Here is a 21,423-nt window from a genome sequence, read left to right on the forward strand (position 1 = left end):
GGTTTGCGCGATTGGTTCCGCTGCGTAAGGGATTCCCTGAGCAACAATCAGGTGCAACCTGATATTCGCAATATCCAATAGCCATTAATGTGACGCCATTCTCATTGCATGAATGGAGTCAGGCTTTTGTGTGCGATCGCGGGTCAGCAGCCCTCTTCCCTCTCAATTAGTTCCGCAGCCTGTGCCAGAGCCGGGCGGAATGCGATTGCACGACGAAACGCAGACGCCCGAACGCCCGTCGTTCTCGTTGGCACACACGACATCCCCTCATTAGTCATGACGTTGTGGAGATAAGCATGCCGGACAATCGCAAAGAGTGGTCGAAACGGGTCCCGGAGTTTCTCATCGAAGCCGAATCGCTGCTGGCCAAGACCGAGGAGTGTCTGAGCCATCTGCAACTGATCAGCAATGACAGGGACGCAATCGATTGCATGCTCAGTACCCTGCTCAAACTGGCCAGCAAGGCGGATGCTCTGGCGCTGGCAGCAGTCTCGGAATTCTCCCTGCACATTCATAGCCTGCTTACCCATGCGCAGGGCCATATGGATCTGCACGACGAGGCTTTGAGTGCACTCAAGGACTGCCTGACGCTGATTGCCTGGCAACTGGAACTGATTGATCAGAAAACCGGCCAGCTCAGTCTCGATGAAAGCGAGCAGACGACCCTGATCGAAGCCTTTGCCTTCCAGGTGGGACACAGTCAGTTTCAACCACCGGTCAATTCCAAGCCTTTCTCGGTTGTCCCCTATTTGGAGCGTCAAGCCTGATGCTTAAGAAGCGTGTCGTATTTCACATTAATTGCCACTAGTACGCATTTAGTTGGCTGCATTCATGTCGCAATTGAATACTGCTTATCCATTTACGACCCATGCAAATAACAACACTTCTTTCCGGCAACTAAAAGCCTGTCTCGAACAGGGGTTAACCTGGCACCGAACCACCAGGTTTCACGGCAAATAGACTCTTTAGGCCGACGATAACCCCACTTTCCCCCCGTAGATGTCAGCAAGGAACGTTCTCTTTCCTGACTTTCAGGACATATATCCCGCAGGCGACCAACGGTAGCTTAAGTGTTATTATGCCGCCCATTAGTTGACGCCAAATAATGGCAGTATGATTTCCACTGGCCCGAACAACTTTCCGGCCGGTTTTTTTATACAGAAACTATGCACCGTTCACGTAGTTGTACAACTTTACAAACAGAGGCTCGTCAGCCCCATGACCAGCCTGCCCGCAGCGCATATTCATTGGCTCCATCCGCTATGTACGCCAACCTCAAGTCAATCGCCACGTGGCCACCTTCACGCGAAAACGCGCGTCGATTCACGCTTTCGTTATGCGCCTGCTCGACGCTGGGCAGTCTGCTGATCTATGGCCTTTCGATTCCCCTGCCCCTGGGACTGCTGATCCTCAACGTGGCGGCCTTGAGTTGTGTCTGGGTGCAATATCGGCTGTCGCGCAAGTCGATCAAGTTTCAGCCCCAGGAACTGGCCGATCGCTTGCTTGAGGTTCAGGAAAACGAACGTCACCGGCTCAGTCGCGAACTGCATGACGACATCGGTCAATTGCTGACCGCGGCGAAACTGCAAAGCGCCTGGTTAAAACGCCGGATGCCAGAAGAGCTCCAGGGACAATGCGCCGTCCTGTGCGACACGCTGGAAGAAACCCTGGCCAAGGTCCGGGATGTGTCGGCCATTCTCAATCCACGGCAATTGACCAGTCTCGGACTGGAAGCCAGCCTGCGTGCCCATCTGCTCAAGACGCTGGCCAATACTTCCGTGCACTGGAGCCTGGAATGCCACCAGCGCCTGACCGGGATACCGGAAGAAATGGCCGTGGCGGCGTTTCGCATTACCCAGGAAGCCGTCACCAACATGCTGCGCCACGCCCAGGCGCAGAATCTGCTGGTGTGCGTGCAACGCCTGCCCCAGGGCCTGTCCCTGTCGATTCGTGATGACGGCCAGGGCTTCGCGCCCGCTACGGATCCCGGTCGCGAGGGACAGCGCGGCATGGCCGGGATGTCGGAGCGGATCAGTCAGTTGGGCGGTACGCTGACCGTCACCAGCGAACCTGGCAAAGGCACTCATATCGAAGCTCTCTTCCCCTGGGCGCCCCGTGCGCTTGAGCGGGCCAGTACGAATAAGGTTATGCATTGACTTGTAACTTACTTCTTGTGGATGACCACTCGCTGATCAGGGCTGGCGTGCGCGCCCTGGTGATGGATCTTCCTGGCTATGCCGTGATCGGCGAGGCCAACGACGGCTCGCAGTTGCTTGCCATGGTCGAGCATCTGTCCCCGGACATCGTGCTGCTGGACATCTCCATGAAGCAGACCGGCGGCCTTGAGGCGTTGCAGCAGCTCAAGCGCATCCGTCCGCACAGCAAGGTGCTGATCCTGTCGATGCACACTGACCCGGCCCTGATCATGCAGGCGCTGGAATCCGGGGCCCATGGTTATTTGCTCAAGGACACCACCGCGACCGAGCTGGAACACGCGCTGGAAGCCTTGCGCAACAACGAACGCTACCTGAGCCCGGCCATTGCCCACACCGTCATCACCCAGGCACTGACCCGGACCCAGGCCGCCCCCGAACCCTCGGACACCCACAACCTGACGGCCCGTCAGCTGGAAATCCTGCGCCTGATCGTGCGCGGCAAATCCACCCGGGAAATCGCCAATGGCTTGGGCCTGAGCGTCAAGACCGTCGAAACCCATCGCTCGCAAATCATGAAGCGCCTGCAGATTTTCGATGTGGCGGGTCTGGTGTTGTTCGCTGTACGCGAGCAGATCATCAGTCTGGACGACTGACCGAGCCTTTCGTGTTCAAGAGCCCGTCGCACTCAGCAGCGGCGAGTTTTCAGGCAGATGCACGCGAAGGGCTGCCGGTCGTGCCGAGAAGCGCAGACTGTCACCCTCCAGCGGTTCGCCATCGAGGTTGATATAAAGGCCTTCGGCGGCCTTGAGCTCAACCCATGGCAGCCGGGCTCGCACGAACATGCTGTCGATACCGAAGCCGTCGGCCAAAATGTTCTTCAAGGTGCCCACCACTTCCTGCGGCGCCGGCAAAATACTGATATCGAGCAAGCCGTCATCGGCCAGAGCCTGTGGACACAGCACATGTCCACCCCCTGCCTGACGGCCATTGCCAATCCCCAAAGCCAGCAGATCACCGCTCCAGTGAAAATCAGGTCCCTGCAATTCGCCGTAGGCCGCGTGCAGTTCGCTGAAGCGTGACAAACCGGTGAACAGATACGCGGCGCCACCCAGGACCTTTTTCAGGTCCTCGGAGGTATTGGCGGTGACCTGGCTGCCAAACCCGCCCGTGGCCATGTTCAGAAATATATGCCCGCCGACTTCACCCAGATCGATGGCACAGGGTTTGACGTCCAGTAGATCCAGCGCCAAGGCAGGCTCCAGAGGAACGCCGGCCGCGCGGGCAAAATCATTGGCGGTTCCCAGCGGCATCAGCACCAGACTGGCTTGAGTCGACTGGGCGGACAGCGCTTCGGCGATATCACGCAGAGTACCGTCACCACCTCCGGCTACGATCTTCGTAAAGCCCGCCGACAAGGCTTCATTCACCAGACGCTGTGCATCACCCGCCTCCCACGTCAGCCGGACAGCCAGTTCCCAACCTTGTTGGCGCTTGCTTTCGACGGCCGCACGAACCTCCTCGTTGAGCGCTTGCTTGCCATGCAGAATCAACAGTGCCTTGCGTTCGCTCATGTGTCGCTCCCTCTTTTGGTACCACATGCGAGATGTTGACCGCGTACGGCACGGGAAAAGTCGATGCGTTTCGAATTATTTACCTTCGAGCACCTTGAGCTTTGGACGACAGGATTTTTCTTACAAAGAGTAAGGAATTGGCTTAATTGACCATCAGGTGGGATTCGTACACTTTGGTGTCCAGATTTTTCAGCCTTCCACAGAACAAAACATCCAAGGAGAAGTTGATATGGAACCTCGTGTCGTTGAGCTGGAAGCACACCTCAAGTACATCCGCAAAGACATGGAAAACATGCGCAACGAAGTCAGGTCCATGAAACATCGCCTTGCGTATTCCGTTGGGGGATCTGTCGTGCTGCTCGGCCTGCTTGGCTGGATTGCCAATAGCCGCTTCGATCAGGTTGTGACGCTGCTGTTGGCGCATTGACCCAAAAACAAACTTTAGGAGCGAGCATGCTCGCGATGGAAGTCCAGACAACGCGGGCATTCAGATACCCCGCGTAATCGTTGTCCTCCATCGCGAGCGTGCTCGCTCCTACAGTTACAGCAGTTACAGCACTTCACTCAGCGGAATGAAATACACCGCGTCACCGGCTACCAGCGTGCGATCTTCCAGTACCTCGACCAGCCCATCGGCCCAGGCAGCGCTGCGCAATACGCCAGAACTCTGATTTCTGTAGATGATTGCCCGTCCGTTCTCCAGGCGACCGCGCAAGTACTCACGTCGATTGCCTGCAACGGGCCAGTCAAATCCGGCCGGCACCTGAACTTTCAGCGGTTCCACCTGCTGCACGCCCTGGCGACGCAACAGATAGGGCCTGGCCAACAACGCAAACGTCACCAGTGTCGAAGCCGGGTTGCCTGGCAAGCCAATGACCGGTACGCCACGGAAATGTCCGAAGGTCAGCGGCTTGCCGGGCTTGATGGCGAGCTTCCACAAACTCAGCTCGCCCTCCTCCCGCAAGGCGATCCCCAGGAAATCAGCTTCGCCTACCGATACGCCACCGGTGGACAGAATCAGGTCGACATCCTTCAATTCGCCAAGCCGCGCACGGGTGGTGTCCAGATCGTCCGGAAGAATGCCCGCGTCGATCACTTCACAGCCAATGCGCTGCAACCAGCTGCAGAGCAATACGCGATTGCTGTTATAGATCTGCCCCGGTCCAAGCGCCTGTCCCGGTTCGATCAACTCATCGCCGGTGGACAGCACCGCCACCCGCACCCGGCGAACCACCTCCATTTCCGCACAACCGAGCGAGGCCGCCAGGCCCAGTTCGATCGGGCCCAGAACCGTACCGGCCGACAAAATCAACTCACCGACCGTGGTCTCCTGACCTTGTGGGCGAATGTTTTGCCCAGGGCTCAGGGCTTCGGTGAAGCGCACTCGCCCATCCGCCTGGACCTCAGCATTTTCCTGCATTTCGACACAATCGGCGCCGGCGGGAACAGGCGCACCGGTGAAGATTCGCGCGCAGGTGCCCGGTTGCAGAGCATCCGGCGCCTGCCCGGCGAAAATCTTCTGGCTGACGGCCAGCGGCTCGCCGGTCCAGTCGGCCACGCGCAAGGCATAGCCGTCCATGGCGCTGTTGGGCCACGGTGGCAGGTCGAGGGCCGACACGAGATCTTCGGCCAGCACCCGCCCCTGGATTTGCGCCAGCGGCAAGCGCTCACGCTCGACAATCCTTGAGACCTCGGCCATGTCCAGCAAACGTGCGAGCGCCACCTCGACCGGCATCAGGCTACCGGTCTTGCCTGGCTTACCCGCGGGATTCACAGGGAGCCGCCTGTTTCAGGTGAGTCACGAAATTGCACGGGCGGTGCCGCGAATCGAGCTGCTCGGCCAGGATGCCGTCCCAACCGGTGCGTACGGCATTGGTTGAACCCGGCAGACAGCAGACCAGCGTGCCATTGGCCAACCCCGCCAGAGCGCGCGATTGAACGGTCGAAGTACCAATGTCCGCGACCGAGATCTGCCGGAACAGCTCACCAAAACCATCCACCTGTTTGTCGAGCAGGCAGGCCACCGCTTCCGGCGTGCTGTCGCGACCGGTGAAGCCGGTTCCGCCGGTGATCAACACCACTTGCACGACGTCGTCGGCAATCCAGTTGGCGACTTGCGCACGAATTTTATAAAGATCATCTTTGAGCAGAACCCGGGAAGCCAGGTTGTGGCCGGCGGCGGTCAAGCGGTCGACGAAGACTTGACCTGATGTGTCGGTTTCCAGGGTTCGGGTGTCGCTGACAGTCAGAACCGCGATGTTGAGCGGTGCGAAAGGTACTTCAGCCTTGGTAGTCATAGGCTCATCCAGTTGTAGGAGAAACAGCCCGGTGTTATATCACAGCGCCCCATTTACTCGCCGCTCCACCCTGCTTAATGGAAGCCCGCCATGAAGTCGAATCAATTGCCCCCCTGTTCCATTCTGCTCCTGGCAGGCGGTCGCGGCCAACGCATGGGCGGCCAGGATAAAGGTCTGGTGCAATGGCACGGCGAACCGCTGATTGCTCACTTGCATCGCAAGACGCGCGCCTTGAGCGATGACTTGATCATCTCCTGCAACCGCAACCTGGAAAAATACGCCCCCTACGCCGACCAGTTGGTTCACGACGACGAGGGCGATTTTCCGGGGCCGTTGGCCGGCATTCGAGCGGGCCTGAAAGCAGCTCGACATACCCATATGTTGGTTTTGCCTTGCGATGTGCCACGCGTTGACGAGGCGCTGATCGCCGCCATGCGCGAAGCCGCCAGCCTTCATCTGGACAAACCGTTGATGCTGCGCCATGACGATCACTGGGAGCCTCTGCTGTGTGTCATTCCCGTGGCACTTCGCGATGATTTCGAAAGCGCCTGGCAACAGGGTGAACGCAGTCCCGGACGGCTCATGCGCCAGCTCGGCGCCACCGCGCTGCAGTGCCCTGACAACGATCCGCGACTGGCCAACCTCAATACGCCGGAACTGTTAAGCGCGCATAACACTGTGTCAGACTGACCGCACCGAGGAACTTGCAAGCGCTGCACACGTCTGAAGTTCAGTAACCAAAGAATTCATTTCGGAGACACACCATGACTCAACGGACCCTGGCCACTTTCATGCTCGCTCTGGGCCTCGCTACCCTCGCCGGTTGCTCATCGCCTGCAGTGATCACCTTGAATGACGGTCGCGAAATCCAGGCCGTCGACACGCCAAGCTATGACAAGGATTCGGGCTTCTACGAGTTCGAACAACTGGATGGCAAGCAGACCCGCATCAACAAGGATCAGGTCCGCACCGTTAAAGAGTTGTAATCCGCGCGGCGACTACCGGATACGAAAATGCCCCGACTTGTCGGGGCATTTGCTTTTCTGGCCGATGCCAATTACGGGTTCGGCTCTTTCGCCAGCTTGTCCACACGTGTGATCGCCTGCGTGGCTTCGGTAATGCATTTTTTATCGTCGTTCGCGGCGTTGGCCGCTTCCGCGCTGGCCTGCATGCGCTTGACTTCCATGGTGGTATTTTCGGAGGTGGCCGGCAGGGTGGTCACCTTGTCTCTGAGTTCCTGCAGCTTGATCGTGCAAAGGTCGTGGTCTGCGGCGAATACAGGAGAGGCCAGCATTGCCGCGCAAATGAACATTCCTGCGAAAACGGTACGTTTCATGGGTATCTCCTTGCATGGAAGGTCTCGGAGCCGCCGACGGATCTGGTTGGTGCGCCGAGTTCTTTGAACTCAAGCCTCGAGAGGCCTGTTCAAATGACTGCAAAGCTGATCATAAATTCGATTTATTCGAATCTCGTCGCCCGGCCCCCTTGGTTACCACTGCAGAGTGATCGCACTCTCGAACGTTCTTTCCTGCCCCGTGACCGGGTCCAAGAACGTCAATCCCTGGGCTAATAGCTTCAGAGGATTAGCGTAGTCGTCCTGCGCATCCTTGAGGACCTGTGGATAAAACGGGTCGTTACAGATGCTCGCGCCCAGCGCTGTCATATGCACCCGTAGTTGATGCTGCCTGCCTGTCACCGGATACAGAGCGTAGCGCCAGAGCTCACCGTTCTGCTCTTTGACCTCTACAAGCGTCTCGGAATTCGATACCCCCGCCCCTTCCTGCATACGAAAGAACGGCTCGCCCTTGATGAGTCGGCTTTTATGCACCAGGGGAAAAGAAAGATCCGGCAATGCCCGGGCGATGGCTTCATAGCGCTTTTCAATCTGCCGGGTGGGGAACAACGACTGATACGCCGAGCGGGTTTGAGGATTGGCTGAAAACAACACCAGTCCCGCCGTATGCCGGTCAATGCGATGCAATGGCACCAGGTTCGGGTTATCCAGGCGGCGTATCAGGCGCCTCAGCAAGGTCTGTTCGACATACCCGCCCGTGGGCGTCACTGGCAGAAAATGCGGCTTGTCCGCCACCACCAGATGTTCGTCCGCATACAGGATCGACTCGACCACAGGGATCGGTTTCTCGTCAGGGACTTCGCGAAAATAGTGAATGCGCAGGCCTTGCTTGTAGGGCAGGTCTAGCGGGATGGGTGAACCTTGTCCGTCAAGCACACGGCCCCGGGCGAAGCGGTCCAGCCACTGTTCACGACCGATGGCGCTGAAGTGCTCGCACAGGCAATCGAAAACGGTCTGCCACGAGCCAGGCGGCAAACAGAGTGTGCTGGCCTGGCTGTGTGCAGCGGAAAAAGACGAACTGGACATGTGAAAGCTCAAAAACTCAAGGCAGAGCGGCATTATCCAACAGCGGCGCGAGCGAACCTAGCGGAGAATCTCAAGCCGGTATCGGTGAGCGCGCCGCGGCCTCGGTGTACTCCTTGAGCCAGCGCAATACGTCGACCGCCTCCCAGCGCCCCGGGTCATACAAGGCGTACAACAAGCCCTGATAGCCCACGACATCCAACTGCCGGTGATAACCGGCACGCTGGAACAAAGCCTCGATTTCAGCGAAACAGGTATTGAAATGCAGTTTGTTGAAGGGCGTCTTGCCCTCCGTCACCAGACCGTCCAGACGCAATTCGAGGACCGCCTCGCGGACCACGTCCACCGACATCCGGTTCACGCTGCTCTTCAACTGTTCGACATTGACCACGATTCAACCCTCTTGCGCCCGGACCGGACGGCTCGCCCCTGAATCAAGGAACGGCCGCGTGCAATCCGAATTACTGTATGCGCATACAGCATCTGAATCGCACGTGTTAAGCCACCAGGATCAATCGCAAAGTTCGACCGCCATTGCGGTCATCAGGGAAGGTTCAGCGAAGAAAGTCCACCACATCGTCGGACCCGAAAGGCCAGCCCAGTTCGGCACCGGTATCAACCCGACGCAAGACCGGAATCCGCAGACTGTAGGCCTGGAACCAGGTTTCGTCGTCAGCGATATCCACCAGTTCCACCAGCAGGCCGCGTTCGACAAACTCCATCAGCAGGGCTTCGGCCACTTCGCAGAGATGGCACCCCAGGGTGCCGAACAGCTGACATTCAGGAGGCATGAGCGCTCAACCACAAAAAATAAGTGACTATTCTAGGCTTGCCTCGAAAAGTCGTCGAGCGCCCTCCCGGCGGTCGCTCAGTCCTGGCTGGTCGCGCCGATCTTGTGTATCGACAGGTCGGCACCGTAATACTCTTCCTCCTGGCTCAGTCGCAGGCCGTGGAATGTCTTTATCGTCCCATACACTGCGTAGCCGCCGACAAATGCCACCACCACGCCCAATGCCGTGCCGATCAACTGGCTGATCAGACTCACCCCGCCCAATCCACCCAATGCACTCTGGCCGAAGATGCCGCAGGCAACTCCACCCCACACACCGCACAGGCCATGCAACGGCCAGACACCCAGCACATCATCGATGTGCCATTTGCCTTGAGCAGCGGTAAAGCACCAGACAAACAGCGCCCCGGCAATCGCCCCGGTCACCAGCGCACCCACCGGGTGCATCAAGTCTGAGCCGGCACAGATGGCCACCAATCCGGCCAGCGGGCCGTTATGCAGGAAGCCCGGGTCATTGCGCCCGACGATCAGGGCCGCCATGGTGCCACCGACCATGGCCATCAACGAATTGACCGCCACCAACCCGCTGACACCTTGCAGGGTTTGCGCGCTCATCACGTTAAAACCGAACCAACCAACAATCAGGATCCACGAGCCCAGCGCCAGGAACGGAATGCTCGACGGTGCGAACGCCACCAGACGCCCTTCGCGATAGCGACCATTGCGCGGCCCGAGCAACAGGACCGCCGCCAGTGCCAGCCAGCCGCCCATGGCGTGCACGACCACGGAGCCGGCAAAGTCATGGAAACCGGCGCCGAAATGCTTGAGCAACCAGGCTTGCAAACCAAAGTTGCCGTTCCAGACCATGCCTTCGAAGAAGGGGTAGATGAACGCCACGATCAATGCGGTCGCGCACAACTGCGGAACGAATCGCGCACGCTCGGCAATGCCGCCGGAAATGATCGCCGGGATGGCAGCAGCGAAGGTCAGCAGGAAGAAAAACTTCACCAGCCCGTAACCGTGATCGACGTTGATCACCGCCGCCGGCTGCATGAAGCTCACCCCATAGGAAATCCAATAGCCTATAAAGAAGTAGGCCAGCGTCGAAACGGCGAAGTCACTGAGGATCTTGGACAGCGCGTTGACCTGGTTTTTCTGGCGAACCGTACCAACCTCAAGGAAGGCAAAACCGGCGTGCATGGCCAGGACCATGACCGCACCGATCAAAATGAACAACGTATTGGAGCTGTGAACCAGGCTGTCCACAGCGCTTTGCAGGTTTTCCATGGATTAGGCAGACCTTAAGGCAAAAAAAGCACCAAAGCAGTTCGCGCGGGCAATCCATGCACCAAGTTGTGACGCCTCGCATCGAGGGCATCACGCCTGATGAACCGCTTTGGCGCACAGGGTTCGTCAAGGCCAATCACAACCGTTTCTTTTGTTCGGGTTTTGATTGCTGCAATCAGGGTTTTGCGTAAATCATGCCCAGCAACGGCGCAATGGCCCGGGCTGACGCACCACGACACAGCAAAAGTTGTACCAGTCATTTGTACTGAACCTTCACACAAGGCTCATACTCGAACCTTTCAGACGCCACCCATGGAGATCACCAATGGCCAGCACCAAGGCAAAGACTGCTCAAGAAATCCTGATGAACGACTTTCAGACACTGGTCAGCGATACCGAACGGTTGCTGGAACATACGGCGTCCCTGGCCGGTGACCAGGCAGATGAGTTGCGCGAGCAGATCCATGAGAGCCTGCTGCGGGCCCGGGAAACCTTGAAGCTGACCGAAGACTCCTTGCGCGAACGCGGCCAGGCTGCCGTCACCGCGACCGAAGACTATGTTCAGGCCAACCCGTGGCAATCGGTCGGCATCGCCGCCGGCGTGGGTTTCCTGATCGGTCTGCTGGCGACCCGGCGCTGATCATGGCGATTGAAGATTTCGGCTCGTCCGCATCGAGCGCCAGTTCCTCATCGCGACGCCTCGGCGCCGCCGTTCTCGGGTTGCTGCACAGTCATGTCGAGTTGTTCGGCATCGAACTGCAGGAACAAAAGGCCCGCACCGTCAGCCTTCTACTGTTCGCGGGCCTTGCTCTGGTGTTTGCACTCCTGCTGCTGGTGGGGTTGTCGACACTGGTGATGATCCTGTTCTGGGACACCTATCGCCTGGCAGCCATCATCGGCCTTTGCGTCTTCTATACCCTGGCGGCGATCTTCTGCGGCATTCGCCTGAGAGCGGCGATTTTCGATGAATCCTCGCCCTTCCATGGCACGCTGGAAGAGCTGGCCAATGACCGGGAGCGCCTGCTGCCATGAACCTGCCTGAACTGCCTCGCAATAGCTCTCGCACAGAAATGCGCAAGACGCTGATCCGCTTGCGCATGGAAATGCATCGCCAGGAAATCCGCCACGAATCCGCGCAACTGCTGCAACCCTTGCAGCGTGCTCGCGGGATGGCGCAAAACCTGCACGACGGACTGGGTATCAAGCACGCTCCACTGTGGGGCGTGGCAGCGGTCACACTGCTGGGTTTCCTCACCGGCAAAGGTGCCAAGAGCGGCGGTGCCAGCAGCCTGGTCCGCCTGATTCGTCTCGGTGCGACGCTGGGACCGCTGATCAAGCTGGTGTTGCAGGGCTCCTCGCGCAAAACCTGAGCGGTCACTTTCTGGCTGTAGCCTTACCCAAAACCATGGGATGAACCTCTGCTCAAGGGGTTCAGCTCTGGGTGGCGATCTGCTCGATAGTTGCAGTTCCCCTTGCAGGTCCTGATGCGAACCGGGAAGCTAGGAATTCAAGTCCCCCGACGGAGAGCCCCGCCTTGGATTGGCATACCCTGCTTACCCGCGAACGCCTCAGAAAGCCCCTGCACAGCTCGCAAGAGCTCGGCCGCAGCCCCTTTCACAAAGACCATGACCGCATCATTTTTTCCGGCGCGTTTCGCCGCCTCGGGCGCAAGACCCAGGTGCATCCGGTTTCCAGCAACGATCATATCCACACGCGCCTGACCCACTCGCTGGAAGTCAGTTGCGTCGGCCGCTCTCTGGGCATGCGCGTCGGTGAGACCATTCGCAGCGTCCTGCCCGACTGGTGCGAGCCCGGCGACCTTGGGATGGTGGTGCAATCGGCTTGCCTGGCCCATGACATCGGCAACCCGCCGTTCGGTCACTCAGGCGAAGATGCGATTCGCCATTGGTTTCAGCAAGCCGCCGGCCGTGGCTGGCTGGACGCAATGAGCGAAGCCGAGCGTAATGATTTCCTCAACTTCGAGGGCAACGCCCAGGGTTTTCGGGTACTGACCCAGCTGGAGTACCACCAGTTCGACGGCGGCACCCGCCTGACCTATGCCACCCTCGGCACCTACCTGAAATACCCCTGGACGGCGAAGCATGCCGACTCGCTGGGGTACAAGAAGCACAAATTCGGCTGCTATCAGAGCGAACTGCCACTGCTGGAACAGATCGCCCACAAGCTCGGCCTGCCGCAACTCGAGGATCAGCGCTGGGCGCGCCATCCGCTGGTTTATCTGATGGAGGCCGCCGACGATATCTGTTACGCACTGATCGATCTCGAGGATGGCCTGGAGATGTCCCTGCTCGAGTACAGCGAAGTGGAGTCCCTGCTTTTGGATCTGGTGGGTGACGATCTGCCGGAAACCTACCGACAGCTCGGTCCCGGGGATTCTCGGCGACGCAAACTGGCCATTCTGCGCGGCAAGGCCATTGAACACCTGACCAATGCCGCGGCCCGTGCCTTCGTCGAGCAACAAGACGCGTTGCTGGCAGGTGCACTGCCCGGCGACCTGGTGGAACACATGCATGGCCCGGCCAAACGTTGTGTTATCAATGCAAAAGACATGGCTCGCAAGAAGATTTTCCAGGACAAACGCAAGACCCTCCACGAAATCGGTGCCTACACCACCCTGGAAATATTGCTCAACGCCTTCTGTGGTGCGGCGGTGGAACAGCACAACGGCCGCACGCCATCCTTCAAGAGTCGGCGGATTCTCGACCTGCTGGGTAACAATGCTCCGGATCCGCATGGTTCACTGCACGCATCGTTCCTGCGCATGATCGACTTCATCGCCGGCATGACAGACAGCTATGCCAGTGACATGGCGCTGGAAATGACTGGGCGCTCCAGCCGTTGATGACTTGCTGACAATCGGCCATTACACCACTGCAATGGCCGATCCCCCCTCAAAACACCGGTGACATTCAAGGCTCGCTGAATTGCCCTACAACGGATGTCGCTTCACCTGATCGATTGCCGGTTTTTGAAGCGAAACAATCGCGCTTCCTTTGTTCAAAAAAGAAGCATAAATAATATGATCAAAGACAATCTGCGCATCTTGCTGGTGGAAGACCACCCGTTTCAGCTCAAGGCAACTCAGTATCTACTCGAAAGTTATGGCTTTGACCGTTTAACTACAACCGGCTGTGCCCAGGAGGCGTTAACGCAAATGTTGGGTGCAGAGCAACCTTTCGATATTCTTTTGTGCGACCAATGCTTGCCGGATCTATCCGGCATTGAATTGGTAAAGTTCGCCAGCCAGCATGGAATGATCAAACAGGCCATCCTTTTGAGCAGCCTGACACCCGCTGAACTGAACAGTCTTGAAGACATGGCGACAACTCACGACCTCCCACTACTGGGTTATCTGATAAAACCACTGAAACAAGACGAATTCATAAGACTATTGACTTCAAATCCACTTAAAAAATCGCCAAAACAATAAACAAACAAAAACAACGACATCCAGATAAAACTAAAAACGCACAGCCCTCCGCCTATAAACGCCACCAATCCATGTAAGAAAACCTAGTTCAAGCGTAGTCCCATTCTTTTTTGCTTGTAGGAATTCTCCTATTTTGTCACTACAGACAAGCCAGTTCATACGTCACACCAACTATCTAAGCTAAGGTGCGCGCTTTATTACAGTTCGCATGGGAATTTATTATGAACTCCGTTTTTATTGTCGACGATCACCCTGTCATCCGGCTTGCGGTTCGCATGCTGCTTGAACACGAAGGTTACAAAGTCATCGGTGAAACCGACAACGGGGTCGATGCCATGCAGATGGTCCGTGAATGCATGCCGGATCTGGTCATTCTCGACATCAGCATTCCCAAGCTCGATGGTCTGGAAGTGCTGGCCCGTTTCAACGCAATGAGTACTCCCTTGAAAACGCTGGTACTGACAGCACAATGCCCGACACTCTTCGGCATTCGCTGCATGCAATCCGGTGCATCCGGATATGTCTGTAAACAGGAGGACCTTAGCGAACTGGTCAGTGCCATAAAAGCAGTATTGTCAGGTTACAACTACTTCCCCAGCGAAGCATTGAATCCTATACGTGGCGACGAAGCCCGTTGTGCTGAACTGGAACTGTTCAAGTCCGTGAATGACCGGGAACTGATGGTATTGCAACTTTTTGCACAGGGGCGTACCAACAAGGAAATAGCCAAAGGCATGTTCCTGAGTAACAAAACCGTAAGTACTTACAAGAAACGACTCATGCAGAAACTCAAGGCCAGGTCCCTGGTTGAACTCATCGAAATGGCAAAACGCAACGCACTCGTATGAGTAACAGGATGCCAGGTCGCGCAATGGATTATCTGATACTGATTGTCGTTGGCCTTTGCCTGAGCAACTCATCGTTCGCCTCGCAGCACAGTGAAAACTACGACTTGCTGAGTCGCTCGACAATCGGGCTCCCGGACATCCAACTGGACGCCGGACAAAAACGCTGGCTGAAGAACAAACGCGAACTGATCCTGGGCACTTCCGCTCCAGACTACCCACCCTTTGATCTGACCCTCAGCGGTCGCGACTACGAGGGTTTCACCGCCGACTACGCAGGCATCCTCGGCAAGGTCACCGAATTACCCATCAGAGTTCAACGATTCGCATCCCGCGAGGCGGCCATTGAAGCGCTTGAAAAAGGCGAAGTCGACCTGCTCGGTACAGCCAACGGATTCGAGGCACGCAACAACAATATTGTTCTCTCCGAGCCCTACGCCGTGGATCAACCGGTGCTGGTGACCCGAGAAGGAGAGTCCCGCTCATTGACCGATGGCCTGACCGACATGCGCCTGAGCATGGTGTATCACTACTTGCCGCTGGACGAAGTAAAGGCCCTGTATCCAAAGGCACTCATCACTTCCTACCCGTCCTACCAGAATGCGATCAATGCCGTTGCCTTCGATCAGGCTGACGTGTTTCTCGGCGATACCATTTCTACCCACTACATCATCAACAAGGGGTATCTGAACAACATCCGCATGGCCAGCTTCGGCAAACACGAAGCCCATGGTTTCAGCTTCGCGGTGCGCAGGAACAACCCCGATCTGCTGGGCATCGTCAACGCAATGCTCGAGGTGGTTCCTACCGGCGTTCGAGAAAGCATCGCCAAACGCTGGAGTGCCGGCAGTGACATTCTGCTCACCGATCACAAACTGGAGCTCAGTGACAGCGAGGAACGCTGGCTGGCGCAACATCCGGTGGTGCGTGTGGTAGTGAACGAAGCGTTTGCACCTCTGACCTTCTTCGACAGCGAGGATAACTTTCGTGGCGTTGCGGCGGATTTGCTCGAACTGATCAGACTGCGCACTGGCTTGCGCTTCGACATCCAGCGCAGCCGCAGCGACAGTGACATGGTCCAATGGCTCGAAGCCAATCAGGTCGATCTGATCGCCGCCCTGCTTCCCACCACACAACGGGAAACCTTGCTGAATTTCAGCCGACCGTACCTGCAAAACTCCAACGTCCTGCTCACGCGCAAGGCCGAAGACAGCCCGACCAACCTGACGCAACTTGAGGGCAAACGCCTGGCCATCGCCCAGGGGCATCCGCTGTCGACCTGGCTGCGTCGCGAATTTCCGTTGATCAAGGTCATTGAAACCCCGGACACCTTCAGTGCCGTGGAAATGCTGGCCGAAGGCCTGGTGGAAGGTACTGTCAACTCATTGGTGATTGCCAATTACTTCATTTCTTCACGACTGTTCGAGCACACCCTGCAGATCACTACCACCATTGGCACCGAGCAAGCCGCCTTCTCCCTGGCAACCAACCGCGAGGCCAAGGAACTGCATGACATCCTAAACAAGGCACTTCTAAGCATCTCGCCGGAAGAACTGGGCATCATCAACAGTCGCTGGCGCGGGTATTCGGCCTCCTCGCAAAACACCTGGCGTCACTATCACCGGCTGTTCTATCAAATCGTCATCGGTGCCGGCGTACTGCTGCTGATTTCCGTTGCGTGGAACGCTTACATGCGGCGTCAGATCAATCAACGCAAGGCCGCCGAACGCGCCTTGAATGATCAATTCGAATTCATGCGCTCGCTGGTCAATGGCACGCCGCACCCGATTTACGTGCGAGATCGCCAGGGTCTGCTGCAAAGCTGCAATGACAGTTATCTGCAGGCCTTCAATGTCAGACGCGAAGATGTCATTGGCAAAAGTGTCATCGAGGGCTCCCTGAGCAATGCCTGCGAAGCCCGGGAATATCAGGCCGACTATCAGCGCGTGATGGCCGAAGGCACACCAATGATTCTCGACCGTCCCATGCACATCGGCGGCCACCGGTTGACGATCTATCACTGGATCCTTCCCTACAAAGACTCGAGCGGTGAAGTCCAGGGCATCATCGGTGGCTGGATCGACATCAGCGAACGCCGACAATTGTTTGATGACCTGCGTTGCGCCAAAGAACGCGCCGATGAAGCAAACCGGGCCAAGAGCACGTTTCTGGCGACCATGAGTCACGAAATCCGCACACCGATGAACGCCATCATCGGCATGCTCGAATTGACGCTCAAGCGCATCGAATGCGAACACCCGGACCGTCCCGCCATCGATGTCGCGTACAACTCGGCGAAGGATCTGCTGGAACTTATCGGCGACATACTCGACATCGCACGCATCGAATCCGGTCATCTGAGCCTGAACCCGGAACGGGTCAATCCACAGGAAACAGTGGCATCGGTGGTACGGATTTTCGATGGCCTGGCACGGCAGAAAGCCCTGGAACTCCAGTTGGACTTCAACCCGGACAATCCTTGCGTCGACGTTCTGCTCGATCCATTACGTTTCAAACAGGTGCTGTCGAACCTGGTCAGCAATGCCATCAAATTTACCGAACAAGGACGGGTCAGGATCAGCGTCGAATTGCGCGCGACCACCGAGCCCGATCAGGTACGGATGCAGGTGCAAGTCGAGGACAGCGGCATCGGAATCAGTGCACAGGATCAACAACGCCTGTTCGAGCCCTTCGCCCAGGCTGAACATAGTGGGCATACGGCCCAGGGTGGCACCGGGCTCGGTCTGGTCATCAGTCGTACTCTTTGCGAAAGAATGGGGGGCAGCCTGCAACTGAGCAGTCAGCCCGGCGTCGGTACGCAAGTGCAGTTGTCACTGCTTCTGACGGCCCTGCCACGGGAGACCGCAGTGGGCAAAGCCGAGAAAACGATCCACGCGACCCGCACGCCGCTGAAGGTTCTGGTGGTCGATGACCATGCGGCCAATCGCCTGCTCATGTGTCAGCAACTGGATTTTCTAGGCCACCAGTTCAGTGTTGCGGCGGATGGTCGTGAAGGATTCGAGATGTGGAAAGCCGGCGTGTTCGACCTCGTGATTGCCGACTGCAACATGCCAGTCATGAATGGTTATGAGCTATCCCGGGCCATTCGCCAACACGAACAACAGATGCGGCAGCCGTACTGCACTGTTCTCGGTTTTACCGCCAATGCCCAACCCGAAGAGATTCAGCGCTGCAAAGATGCCGGCATGGATGACTGCCTGTTCAAACCCCTCACCCTGACGGCCCTCAGTCATTGGGTCGAGGGCCTGAAACCGACCGCCCATTCACCCGCCTTCAGCCTGGAGGGATTGCAGCAGATGACAGGTGGTAACCCAGTATTGAACCAGCGTCTTTTGACCGAGTTGCTCAACAGCAATCGCCAGGATCGCCAGGGATTGCTGGCGCTGCACGGTTCCAGCGAGCCGCAGGTATTTCTCGATATCGCCCACAAAATCAAAGGTGCTGCCCGGATCGTCCAGGCTTCTCGATTGATCGACAGCTGCGAAGCCTTGGAGATCGCTTGTCGTGAGCCCTTTCACCCCGACAAGGTGGCCGAATGCTCCGCAGCCGTGGAACGGTCGCTGCTGGAACTGGACCGGGCCTTGCTGCAAAAAATCGGCGACAACGACAACAGCAGAACGACAGAGGCTTAACTATGCTTGGTCGCTGAGCAGTGTGTTAACCATCACGGAGCGACCTGCATGCCTGACCCACTGCGTCCGGATCCACGGCGGTTTCCGCTGCACGTTCACATCAGCGTGATGTTTACCTGCCTGCTTTTGTTGACGGGGATCGTGCTGGGTATTTTCAACTATCAGCAATCCACGCAAATCATCCTGTCCAGCAGCGAGAAGCTCTTCGATCGCATAGAGCAGGATGTGCGCCTGGACCTGAAAGCCACCTATGAACCCATTCGCCATCTGCTGAGCCTGCAAGTGGTGAATCCGGCGATTCATGGGACGGACCTGGCACAGCGTCTGATGCTGCTCAAACCCTTCAGCCAGTCGCTCATCGACAACCCTGACTTGGCATCGCTCTACCTGGGCTACGGCAATGGCGACTTTTTCATGGTCCGCCCACTGCGAACCGACACTCTGAAAACACTGCTCGATGCGCCACAATCAGCGGCTTATCAAGTGTGGAGTATCGAGCGCAACAGCAATGGCCAGTCGCACTCCCAGTTCCTGTTCTTTGATCAGGAACTGACATTCATCAGTCGCCATGAAAATCCCGAGGATCGTTATGACCCGCGCAGTCGAAACTGGTTTACCAGTGCCAGTCGCGGTCATGACCAGATCACCACCGAGCCTTACATTTTTTTCTCCACCCATAACGTCGGTACCACCCTCGCCCGGCGCGGAGGCGAGCAGGTGGTGATGGGCGCCGACCTGACCCTCGCCGAGCTCAGTGCCACCCTCGCCAAACATGTGGTGACCCCCGCCACCCAAATCGTGCTGTTCGATACCCGGGGCAATGCCGTTGCCTACCCCGATGCCAGTCGCTTGATCATCGACGACCAGACCGCTCGCCTGATCAAGGCAGCCGACCTGAGCCCAAGCCTGGGCGCGTTGCTCAACAGCCCTCATGAAGGTAACCGCCTGAATGCCGATGGTCGCCAATGGATCGTCGCCCGCAGCAGCATGCAGGAAGGCGGTCCCAATGGGCTGCAACTGGCGATGCTGGTGCCCGAGGATGAATTACTCGCCGATGCCTACCGCATGCGCTGGCAAGCGGCATTGATCACCCTGGCAATACTGTTGCTGTGCATCCCGCTTGGCTGGCTGACCTCGCGCATCCTGGTCAAGCCCTTGCGGGCGCTGGTAAGGGAAGCGGATGCGATACGCAGTTTCGATTTCAACGTCCCTCTATCCCGCCGCTCACCGGTACTCGAAGTCGACCAACTGAGCGTGTCGATGGCCCGCATGAAAGACACCCTGGCGGGCTTCTTCCAGATCACCGACAGCCTGAGCGCCGAAACCCGTTTTGATCCCCTGCTGGAACGGGTGCTGTTTGAAACGGTGAAGATCGGCCAGGCCGAGGCCGGCCTGATCTACCTGCGCGAAGGTGACGGCGATCGCATGGAACCCTATGGTCTGGTGATCAAGGATGCGGCGCAGCCCCTGGCGTCTTTCGACTTGCAGGCCCACGAACTGAAGAACCCGAAGAGCCCGACCTGGATGCAGCAGCTGTGGAGCGCCGACAATGTCGTCAGCAATCTGGGTTTCGAACAGGCGGGGGATCTGCAAAAAGTCTTGCTCGCACTGGAGTGCCCCCGGGTTCATCTGATTGGCATCCGCTTGCACAATCGCCATAACGAAACCGTCGGCCTGCTGGTATTTCTCCTTTCCGACAGCGGCACCCGGGATGATTTGGAAAAACTGCGCCCGGATCGCATCGCATTCTTGCAAGCCGTATCCGGCGCGGCGGCGGTGAGTATCGAGAGCCAGCGCCTGCAAGCTCGCCAGAAGGATCTGATGCAGTCGTTCATCAAGTTGCTGGCCGGAGCAATCGACGCCAAGAGCCCCTACACCGGCGGACATTGCCAGCGCGTACCGGCCCTGACGCTGATGCTCGCCCAAGCCGCGGCGGCCAGCAAAGACCCGACCTTCAGCGGCTACCAGCCCAACGATGATGAATGGGAAGAACTGCACATCGCCGCCTGGTTGCACGATTGCGGCAAGGTCACCACCCCGGAATACGTCGTGGACAAGGCGACCAAACTGGAAACACTGAACGATCGCATCCACGAAATCCGTACCCGTTTCGAGGTGCTCAAGCGCGATGCGTGGATCAGCTACTGGCAGGCACTGGCCCGGGGAGGCGATGAGCAACCACTGGCACAACGGCGTGACGCCACCCTGCAAGAGCTGGACGATGATTTCGCCTTCGTTGCCCGCTGCAACCTCGGTGGCGAGGCCATGGCCGAGGACGACCTGCAACGTCTGTGCAGCATTGCCGAGCGAACCTGGACGCGGACCCTGGATGATCGCCTGGGAGTTTCCTGGGAAGAGAACCAGCGCCAGGCCCGCACACCGACACCGACACTGCCGGTCACCGAGCGGCTGTTGGCGGACAAAGCCGAACATCTGTTCGAACGCCCCGACGCAGAGCTGATTGCACCGGACAATCCCTGGGGCTTCAAACTCGATGTACCACTCCACAAATACAACCGCGGAGAGCTCTACAACCTGAGCATCACCCGCGGCACGTTGACGAAGGAAGAGCGCTACATCATCAATCACCACATCGTGCAGACCATCCTGATGCTCAATCAGTTGCCCTTCCCCGAACACCTGCGCAATGTTCCGGAAATCGCCGGTGGACATCACGAGAAAATGGACGGGACCGGTTACCCCAAACGCTTGAAGCGCGAGGAGATGAGCCTGCCGGCGCGAATGATGGCGATTGCCGATATTTTCGAAGCCTTGACCGCGGCCGACCGGCCTTACAAGAAGGCCAAGTCGTTGAGCGAAGCGTTGGGGATCATGGCCTTCATGTGCCGCGATGCCCACATCGATCCGCAGTTGTTCAGGTTGTTCATCGAGGCGCACATCTATCGGCAGTACGCCGAGCGTTTCCTCGACCCTCGGCAGATTGATGCGGTAGACCCGTCAGGCCTGCTGATCAAAGCTGGCCTGGCGGTTTGATC

General features: G+C 57.7%; 22 protein-coding genes. 14 read left to right on the forward strand and 8 right to left on the reverse strand.

Annotated features, from left to right (window positions below; translation table 11 throughout):
• The first annotated feature begins 296 nt into the window (after positions 1-296).
• The 3 genes from DKY63_RS11175 to DKY63_RS11185 all read left to right on the forward strand — a co-directional run bounded on the left by DKY63_RS11175 (position 297) and on the right by DKY63_RS11185 (position 2,809).
• Positions 297-767: a hypothetical protein gene (locus DKY63_RS11175; RefSeq protein WP_110964147.1), complete on the forward strand. Its 471-nt coding sequence runs from the start codon at positions 297-299 to the stop codon at positions 765-767.
• 495 nt (positions 768-1,262) lie between these two features.
• Positions 1,263-2,156, forward strand: coding sequence for a sensor histidine kinase (locus tag DKY63_RS11180; RefSeq protein ID WP_110964148.1), 894 nt, complete (start codon positions 1,263-1,265; stop codon positions 2,154-2,156).
• Complete coding sequence (locus tag DKY63_RS11185; protein WP_110964149.1) at positions 2,153-2,809, forward strand: response regulator; 657 nt, start codon at positions 2,153-2,155, stop codon at positions 2,807-2,809. Before DKY63_RS11180 ends, DKY63_RS11185 begins: the two co-directional genes overlap by 4 nt.
• Before the next feature lie 15 nt (positions 2,810-2,824).
• Here DKY63_RS11185 and yegS read toward each other — a convergent pair whose 3' ends face one another.
• Positions 2,825-3,727, reverse strand: coding sequence for a lipid kinase YegS (gene yegS, locus DKY63_RS11190; protein ID WP_110964150.1), 903 nt, complete (start codon positions 3,725-3,727; stop codon positions 2,825-2,827).
• Positions 3,728-3,911: 184 nt separating this feature from the next.
• Between yegS and DKY63_RS11195 the strand changes: the two genes are divergently transcribed.
• Positions 3,912-4,154, forward strand: coding sequence for a hypothetical protein (locus DKY63_RS11195; RefSeq protein ID WP_430523152.1), 243 nt, complete (start codon positions 3,912-3,914; stop codon positions 4,152-4,154).
• 123 nt (positions 4,155-4,277) lie between these two features.
• Here DKY63_RS11195 and DKY63_RS11200 read toward each other — a convergent pair whose 3' ends face one another.
• Positions 4,278-5,501 (reverse strand): molybdopterin molybdotransferase MoeA, encoded by a 1,224-nt coding sequence (locus tag DKY63_RS11200; RefSeq protein WP_110964152.1) that lies wholly within the window; start codon positions 5,499-5,501, stop codon positions 4,278-4,280.
• Complete coding sequence (gene moaB, locus DKY63_RS11205) at positions 5,485-6,024, reverse strand: molybdenum cofactor biosynthesis protein B (protein ID WP_110964153.1); 540 nt, start codon at positions 6,022-6,024, stop codon at positions 5,485-5,487. Before moaB ends, DKY63_RS11200 begins: the two co-directional genes overlap by 17 nt.
• 90 nt (positions 6,025-6,114) lie before the next feature.
• Here moaB and mobA point away from each other — a divergent pair, with 90 nt between their 5' ends.
• The gene (mobA, locus tag DKY63_RS11210) at positions 6,115-6,714 is read left to right on the forward strand and encodes a molybdenum cofactor guanylyltransferase MobA (protein ID WP_110964154.1); all 600 of its coding nucleotides are present in this window, start codon (positions 6,115-6,117) and stop codon (positions 6,712-6,714) included.
• Positions 6,715-6,788: 74 nt separating this feature from the next.
• Positions 6,789-7,010, forward strand: coding sequence for a YgdI/YgdR family lipoprotein (locus DKY63_RS11215; protein ID WP_110964155.1), 222 nt, complete (start codon positions 6,789-6,791; stop codon positions 7,008-7,010).
• 71 nt (positions 7,011-7,081) lie between these two features.
• Here the strand turns inward: DKY63_RS11215 and DKY63_RS11220 are convergent, their stop codons facing one another.
• The 5 genes from DKY63_RS11220 to DKY63_RS11240 form a co-directional block, all read right to left on the reverse strand.
• On the reverse strand, positions 7,082-7,360 hold the full coding sequence (locus DKY63_RS11220) for a hypothetical protein (RefSeq protein ID WP_110964156.1): 279 nt from the start codon (positions 7,358-7,360) through the stop codon (positions 7,082-7,084).
• 153 nt (positions 7,361-7,513) lie between these two features.
• Positions 7,514-8,404, reverse strand: a complete 891-nt coding sequence (locus DKY63_RS11225; protein WP_110964157.1) for a pseudouridine synthase — start codon at positions 8,402-8,404, stop codon at positions 7,514-7,516.
• 70 nt (positions 8,405-8,474) lie between these two features.
• The gene (locus DKY63_RS11230; protein ID WP_110964158.1) at positions 8,475-8,792 is read right to left on the reverse strand and encodes a transcriptional regulator; all 318 of its coding nucleotides are present in this window, start codon (positions 8,790-8,792) and stop codon (positions 8,475-8,477) included.
• Positions 8,793-8,955: 163 nt separating this feature from the next.
• Positions 8,956-9,192: a glutaredoxin family protein gene (locus tag DKY63_RS11235; protein WP_110964159.1), complete on the reverse strand. Its 237-nt coding sequence runs from the start codon at positions 9,190-9,192 to the stop codon at positions 8,956-8,958.
• A gap of 77 nt (positions 9,193-9,269) precedes the next feature.
• Positions 9,270-10,478, reverse strand: coding sequence for an ammonium transporter (locus DKY63_RS11240; protein ID WP_110964160.1), 1,209 nt, complete (start codon positions 10,476-10,478; stop codon positions 9,270-9,272).
• Between the two features lie 325 nt (positions 10,479-10,803).
• Between DKY63_RS11240 and DKY63_RS11245 the strand changes: the two genes are divergently transcribed.
• The 8 genes from DKY63_RS11245 (at position 10,804) to DKY63_RS11280 (ending at position 21,421) form a co-directional block, all read left to right on the forward strand.
• Positions 10,804-11,118 carry a DUF883 family protein gene (locus DKY63_RS11245; RefSeq protein ID WP_110964161.1) on the forward strand — a complete coding sequence of 105 codons (315 nt, stop codon included), beginning with the start codon at positions 10,804-10,806 and terminating at the stop codon, positions 11,116-11,118.
• A gap of 2 nt (positions 11,119-11,120) precedes the next feature.
• Positions 11,121-11,510: a phage holin family protein gene (locus DKY63_RS11250; RefSeq protein ID WP_110964162.1), complete on the forward strand. Its 390-nt coding sequence runs from the start codon at positions 11,121-11,123 to the stop codon at positions 11,508-11,510.
• The gene (locus DKY63_RS11255; RefSeq protein ID WP_110964163.1) at positions 11,507-11,848 is read left to right on the forward strand and encodes a hypothetical protein; all 342 of its coding nucleotides are present in this window, start codon (positions 11,507-11,509) and stop codon (positions 11,846-11,848) included. Before DKY63_RS11250 ends, DKY63_RS11255 begins: the two co-directional genes overlap by 4 nt.
• Positions 11,849-12,012: 164 nt before the next feature.
• A complete protein-coding gene (locus DKY63_RS11260; RefSeq protein WP_110964164.1) occupies positions 12,013-13,341 on the forward strand; it encodes a deoxyguanosinetriphosphate triphosphohydrolase in 1,329 nt (442 codons plus the stop codon).
• Between the two features lie 177 nt (positions 13,342-13,518).
• Positions 13,519-13,929 carry a response regulator gene (locus DKY63_RS11265; protein ID WP_110964165.1) on the forward strand — a complete coding sequence of 137 codons (411 nt, stop codon included), beginning with the start codon at positions 13,519-13,521 and terminating at the stop codon, positions 13,927-13,929.
• A gap of 221 nt (positions 13,930-14,150) precedes the next feature.
• Positions 14,151-14,777 carry a response regulator transcription factor gene (locus tag DKY63_RS11270; protein ID WP_110964166.1) on the forward strand — a complete coding sequence of 209 codons (627 nt, stop codon included), beginning with the start codon at positions 14,151-14,153 and terminating at the stop codon, positions 14,775-14,777.
• 8 nt (positions 14,778-14,785) lie between these two features.
• Positions 14,786-18,427 carry a transporter substrate-binding domain-containing protein gene (locus tag DKY63_RS11275; RefSeq protein WP_110964167.1) on the forward strand — a complete coding sequence of 1,214 codons (3,642 nt, stop codon included), beginning with the start codon at positions 14,786-14,788 and terminating at the stop codon, positions 18,425-18,427.
• 48 nt (positions 18,428-18,475) lie between these two features.
• Complete coding sequence (locus DKY63_RS11280) at positions 18,476-21,421, forward strand: HD domain-containing phosphohydrolase (RefSeq protein WP_110964168.1); 2,946 nt, start codon at positions 18,476-18,478, stop codon at positions 21,419-21,421.
• The last annotated feature ends 2 nt before the right edge of the window (positions 21,422-21,423 follow it).

This window comes from Pseudomonas putida (assembly GCF_003228315.1).
Lineage (GTDB): Bacteria > Pseudomonadota > Gammaproteobacteria > Pseudomonadales > Pseudomonadaceae > Aquipseudomonas > Aquipseudomonas putida_S.

What these genes read in the sequence shown, in the direction of transcription:
- DKY63_RS11275 (WP_110964167.1), top strand. Translation starts at nt 14,786, where the DNA reads ATGCCAGGTCGCGCAATGGATTATCTGATACTGATTGTCGTTGGCCTT.
- DKY63_RS11220 (WP_110964156.1), bottom strand. Translation starts at nt 7,360, where the DNA reads ATGAAACGTACCGTTTTCGCAGGAATGTTCATTTGCGCGGCAATGCTG.
- DKY63_RS11280 (WP_110964168.1), top strand. Translation starts at nt 18,476, where the DNA reads ATGCCTGACCCACTGCGTCCGGATCCACGGCGGTTTCCGCTGCACGTT.
- mobA (WP_110964154.1), top strand. Translation starts at nt 6,115, where the DNA reads ATGAAGTCGAATCAATTGCCCCCCTGTTCCATTCTGCTCCTGGCAGGC.
- DKY63_RS11180 (WP_110964148.1), top strand. Translation starts at nt 1,263, where the DNA reads ATGTACGCCAACCTCAAGTCAATCGCCACGTGGCCACCTTCACGCGAA.
- DKY63_RS11270 (WP_110964166.1), top strand. Translation starts at nt 14,151, where the DNA reads ATGAACTCCGTTTTTATTGTCGACGATCACCCTGTCATCCGGCTTGCG.
- DKY63_RS11225 (WP_110964157.1), bottom strand. Translation starts at nt 8,404, where the DNA reads ATGTCCAGTTCGTCTTTTTCCGCTGCACACAGCCAGGCCAGCACACTC.
- DKY63_RS11265 (WP_110964165.1), top strand. Translation starts at nt 13,519, where the DNA reads ATGATCAAAGACAATCTGCGCATCTTGCTGGTGGAAGACCACCCGTTT.
- DKY63_RS11245 (WP_110964161.1), top strand. Translation starts at nt 10,804, where the DNA reads ATGGCCAGCACCAAGGCAAAGACTGCTCAAGAAATCCTGATGAACGAC.
- moaB (WP_110964153.1), bottom strand. Translation starts at nt 6,024, where the DNA reads ATGACTACCAAGGCTGAAGTACCTTTCGCACCGCTCAACATCGCGGTT.
- DKY63_RS11235 (WP_110964159.1), bottom strand. Translation starts at nt 9,192, where the DNA reads ATGCCTCCTGAATGTCAGCTGTTCGGCACCCTGGGGTGCCATCTCTGC.
- DKY63_RS11255 (WP_110964163.1), top strand. Translation starts at nt 11,507, where the DNA reads ATGAACCTGCCTGAACTGCCTCGCAATAGCTCTCGCACAGAAATGCGC.
- DKY63_RS11240 (WP_110964160.1), bottom strand. Translation starts at nt 10,478, where the DNA reads ATGGAAAACCTGCAAAGCGCTGTGGACAGCCTGGTTCACAGCTCCAAT.
- yegS (WP_110964150.1), bottom strand. Translation starts at nt 3,727, where the DNA reads ATGAGCGAACGCAAGGCACTGTTGATTCTGCATGGCAAGCAAGCGCTC.
- DKY63_RS11175 (WP_110964147.1), top strand. Translation starts at nt 297, where the DNA reads ATGCCGGACAATCGCAAAGAGTGGTCGAAACGGGTCCCGGAGTTTCTC.
- DKY63_RS11215 (WP_110964155.1), top strand. Translation starts at nt 6,789, where the DNA reads ATGACTCAACGGACCCTGGCCACTTTCATGCTCGCTCTGGGCCTCGCT.
- DKY63_RS11250 (WP_110964162.1), top strand. Translation starts at nt 11,121, where the DNA reads ATGGCGATTGAAGATTTCGGCTCGTCCGCATCGAGCGCCAGTTCCTCA.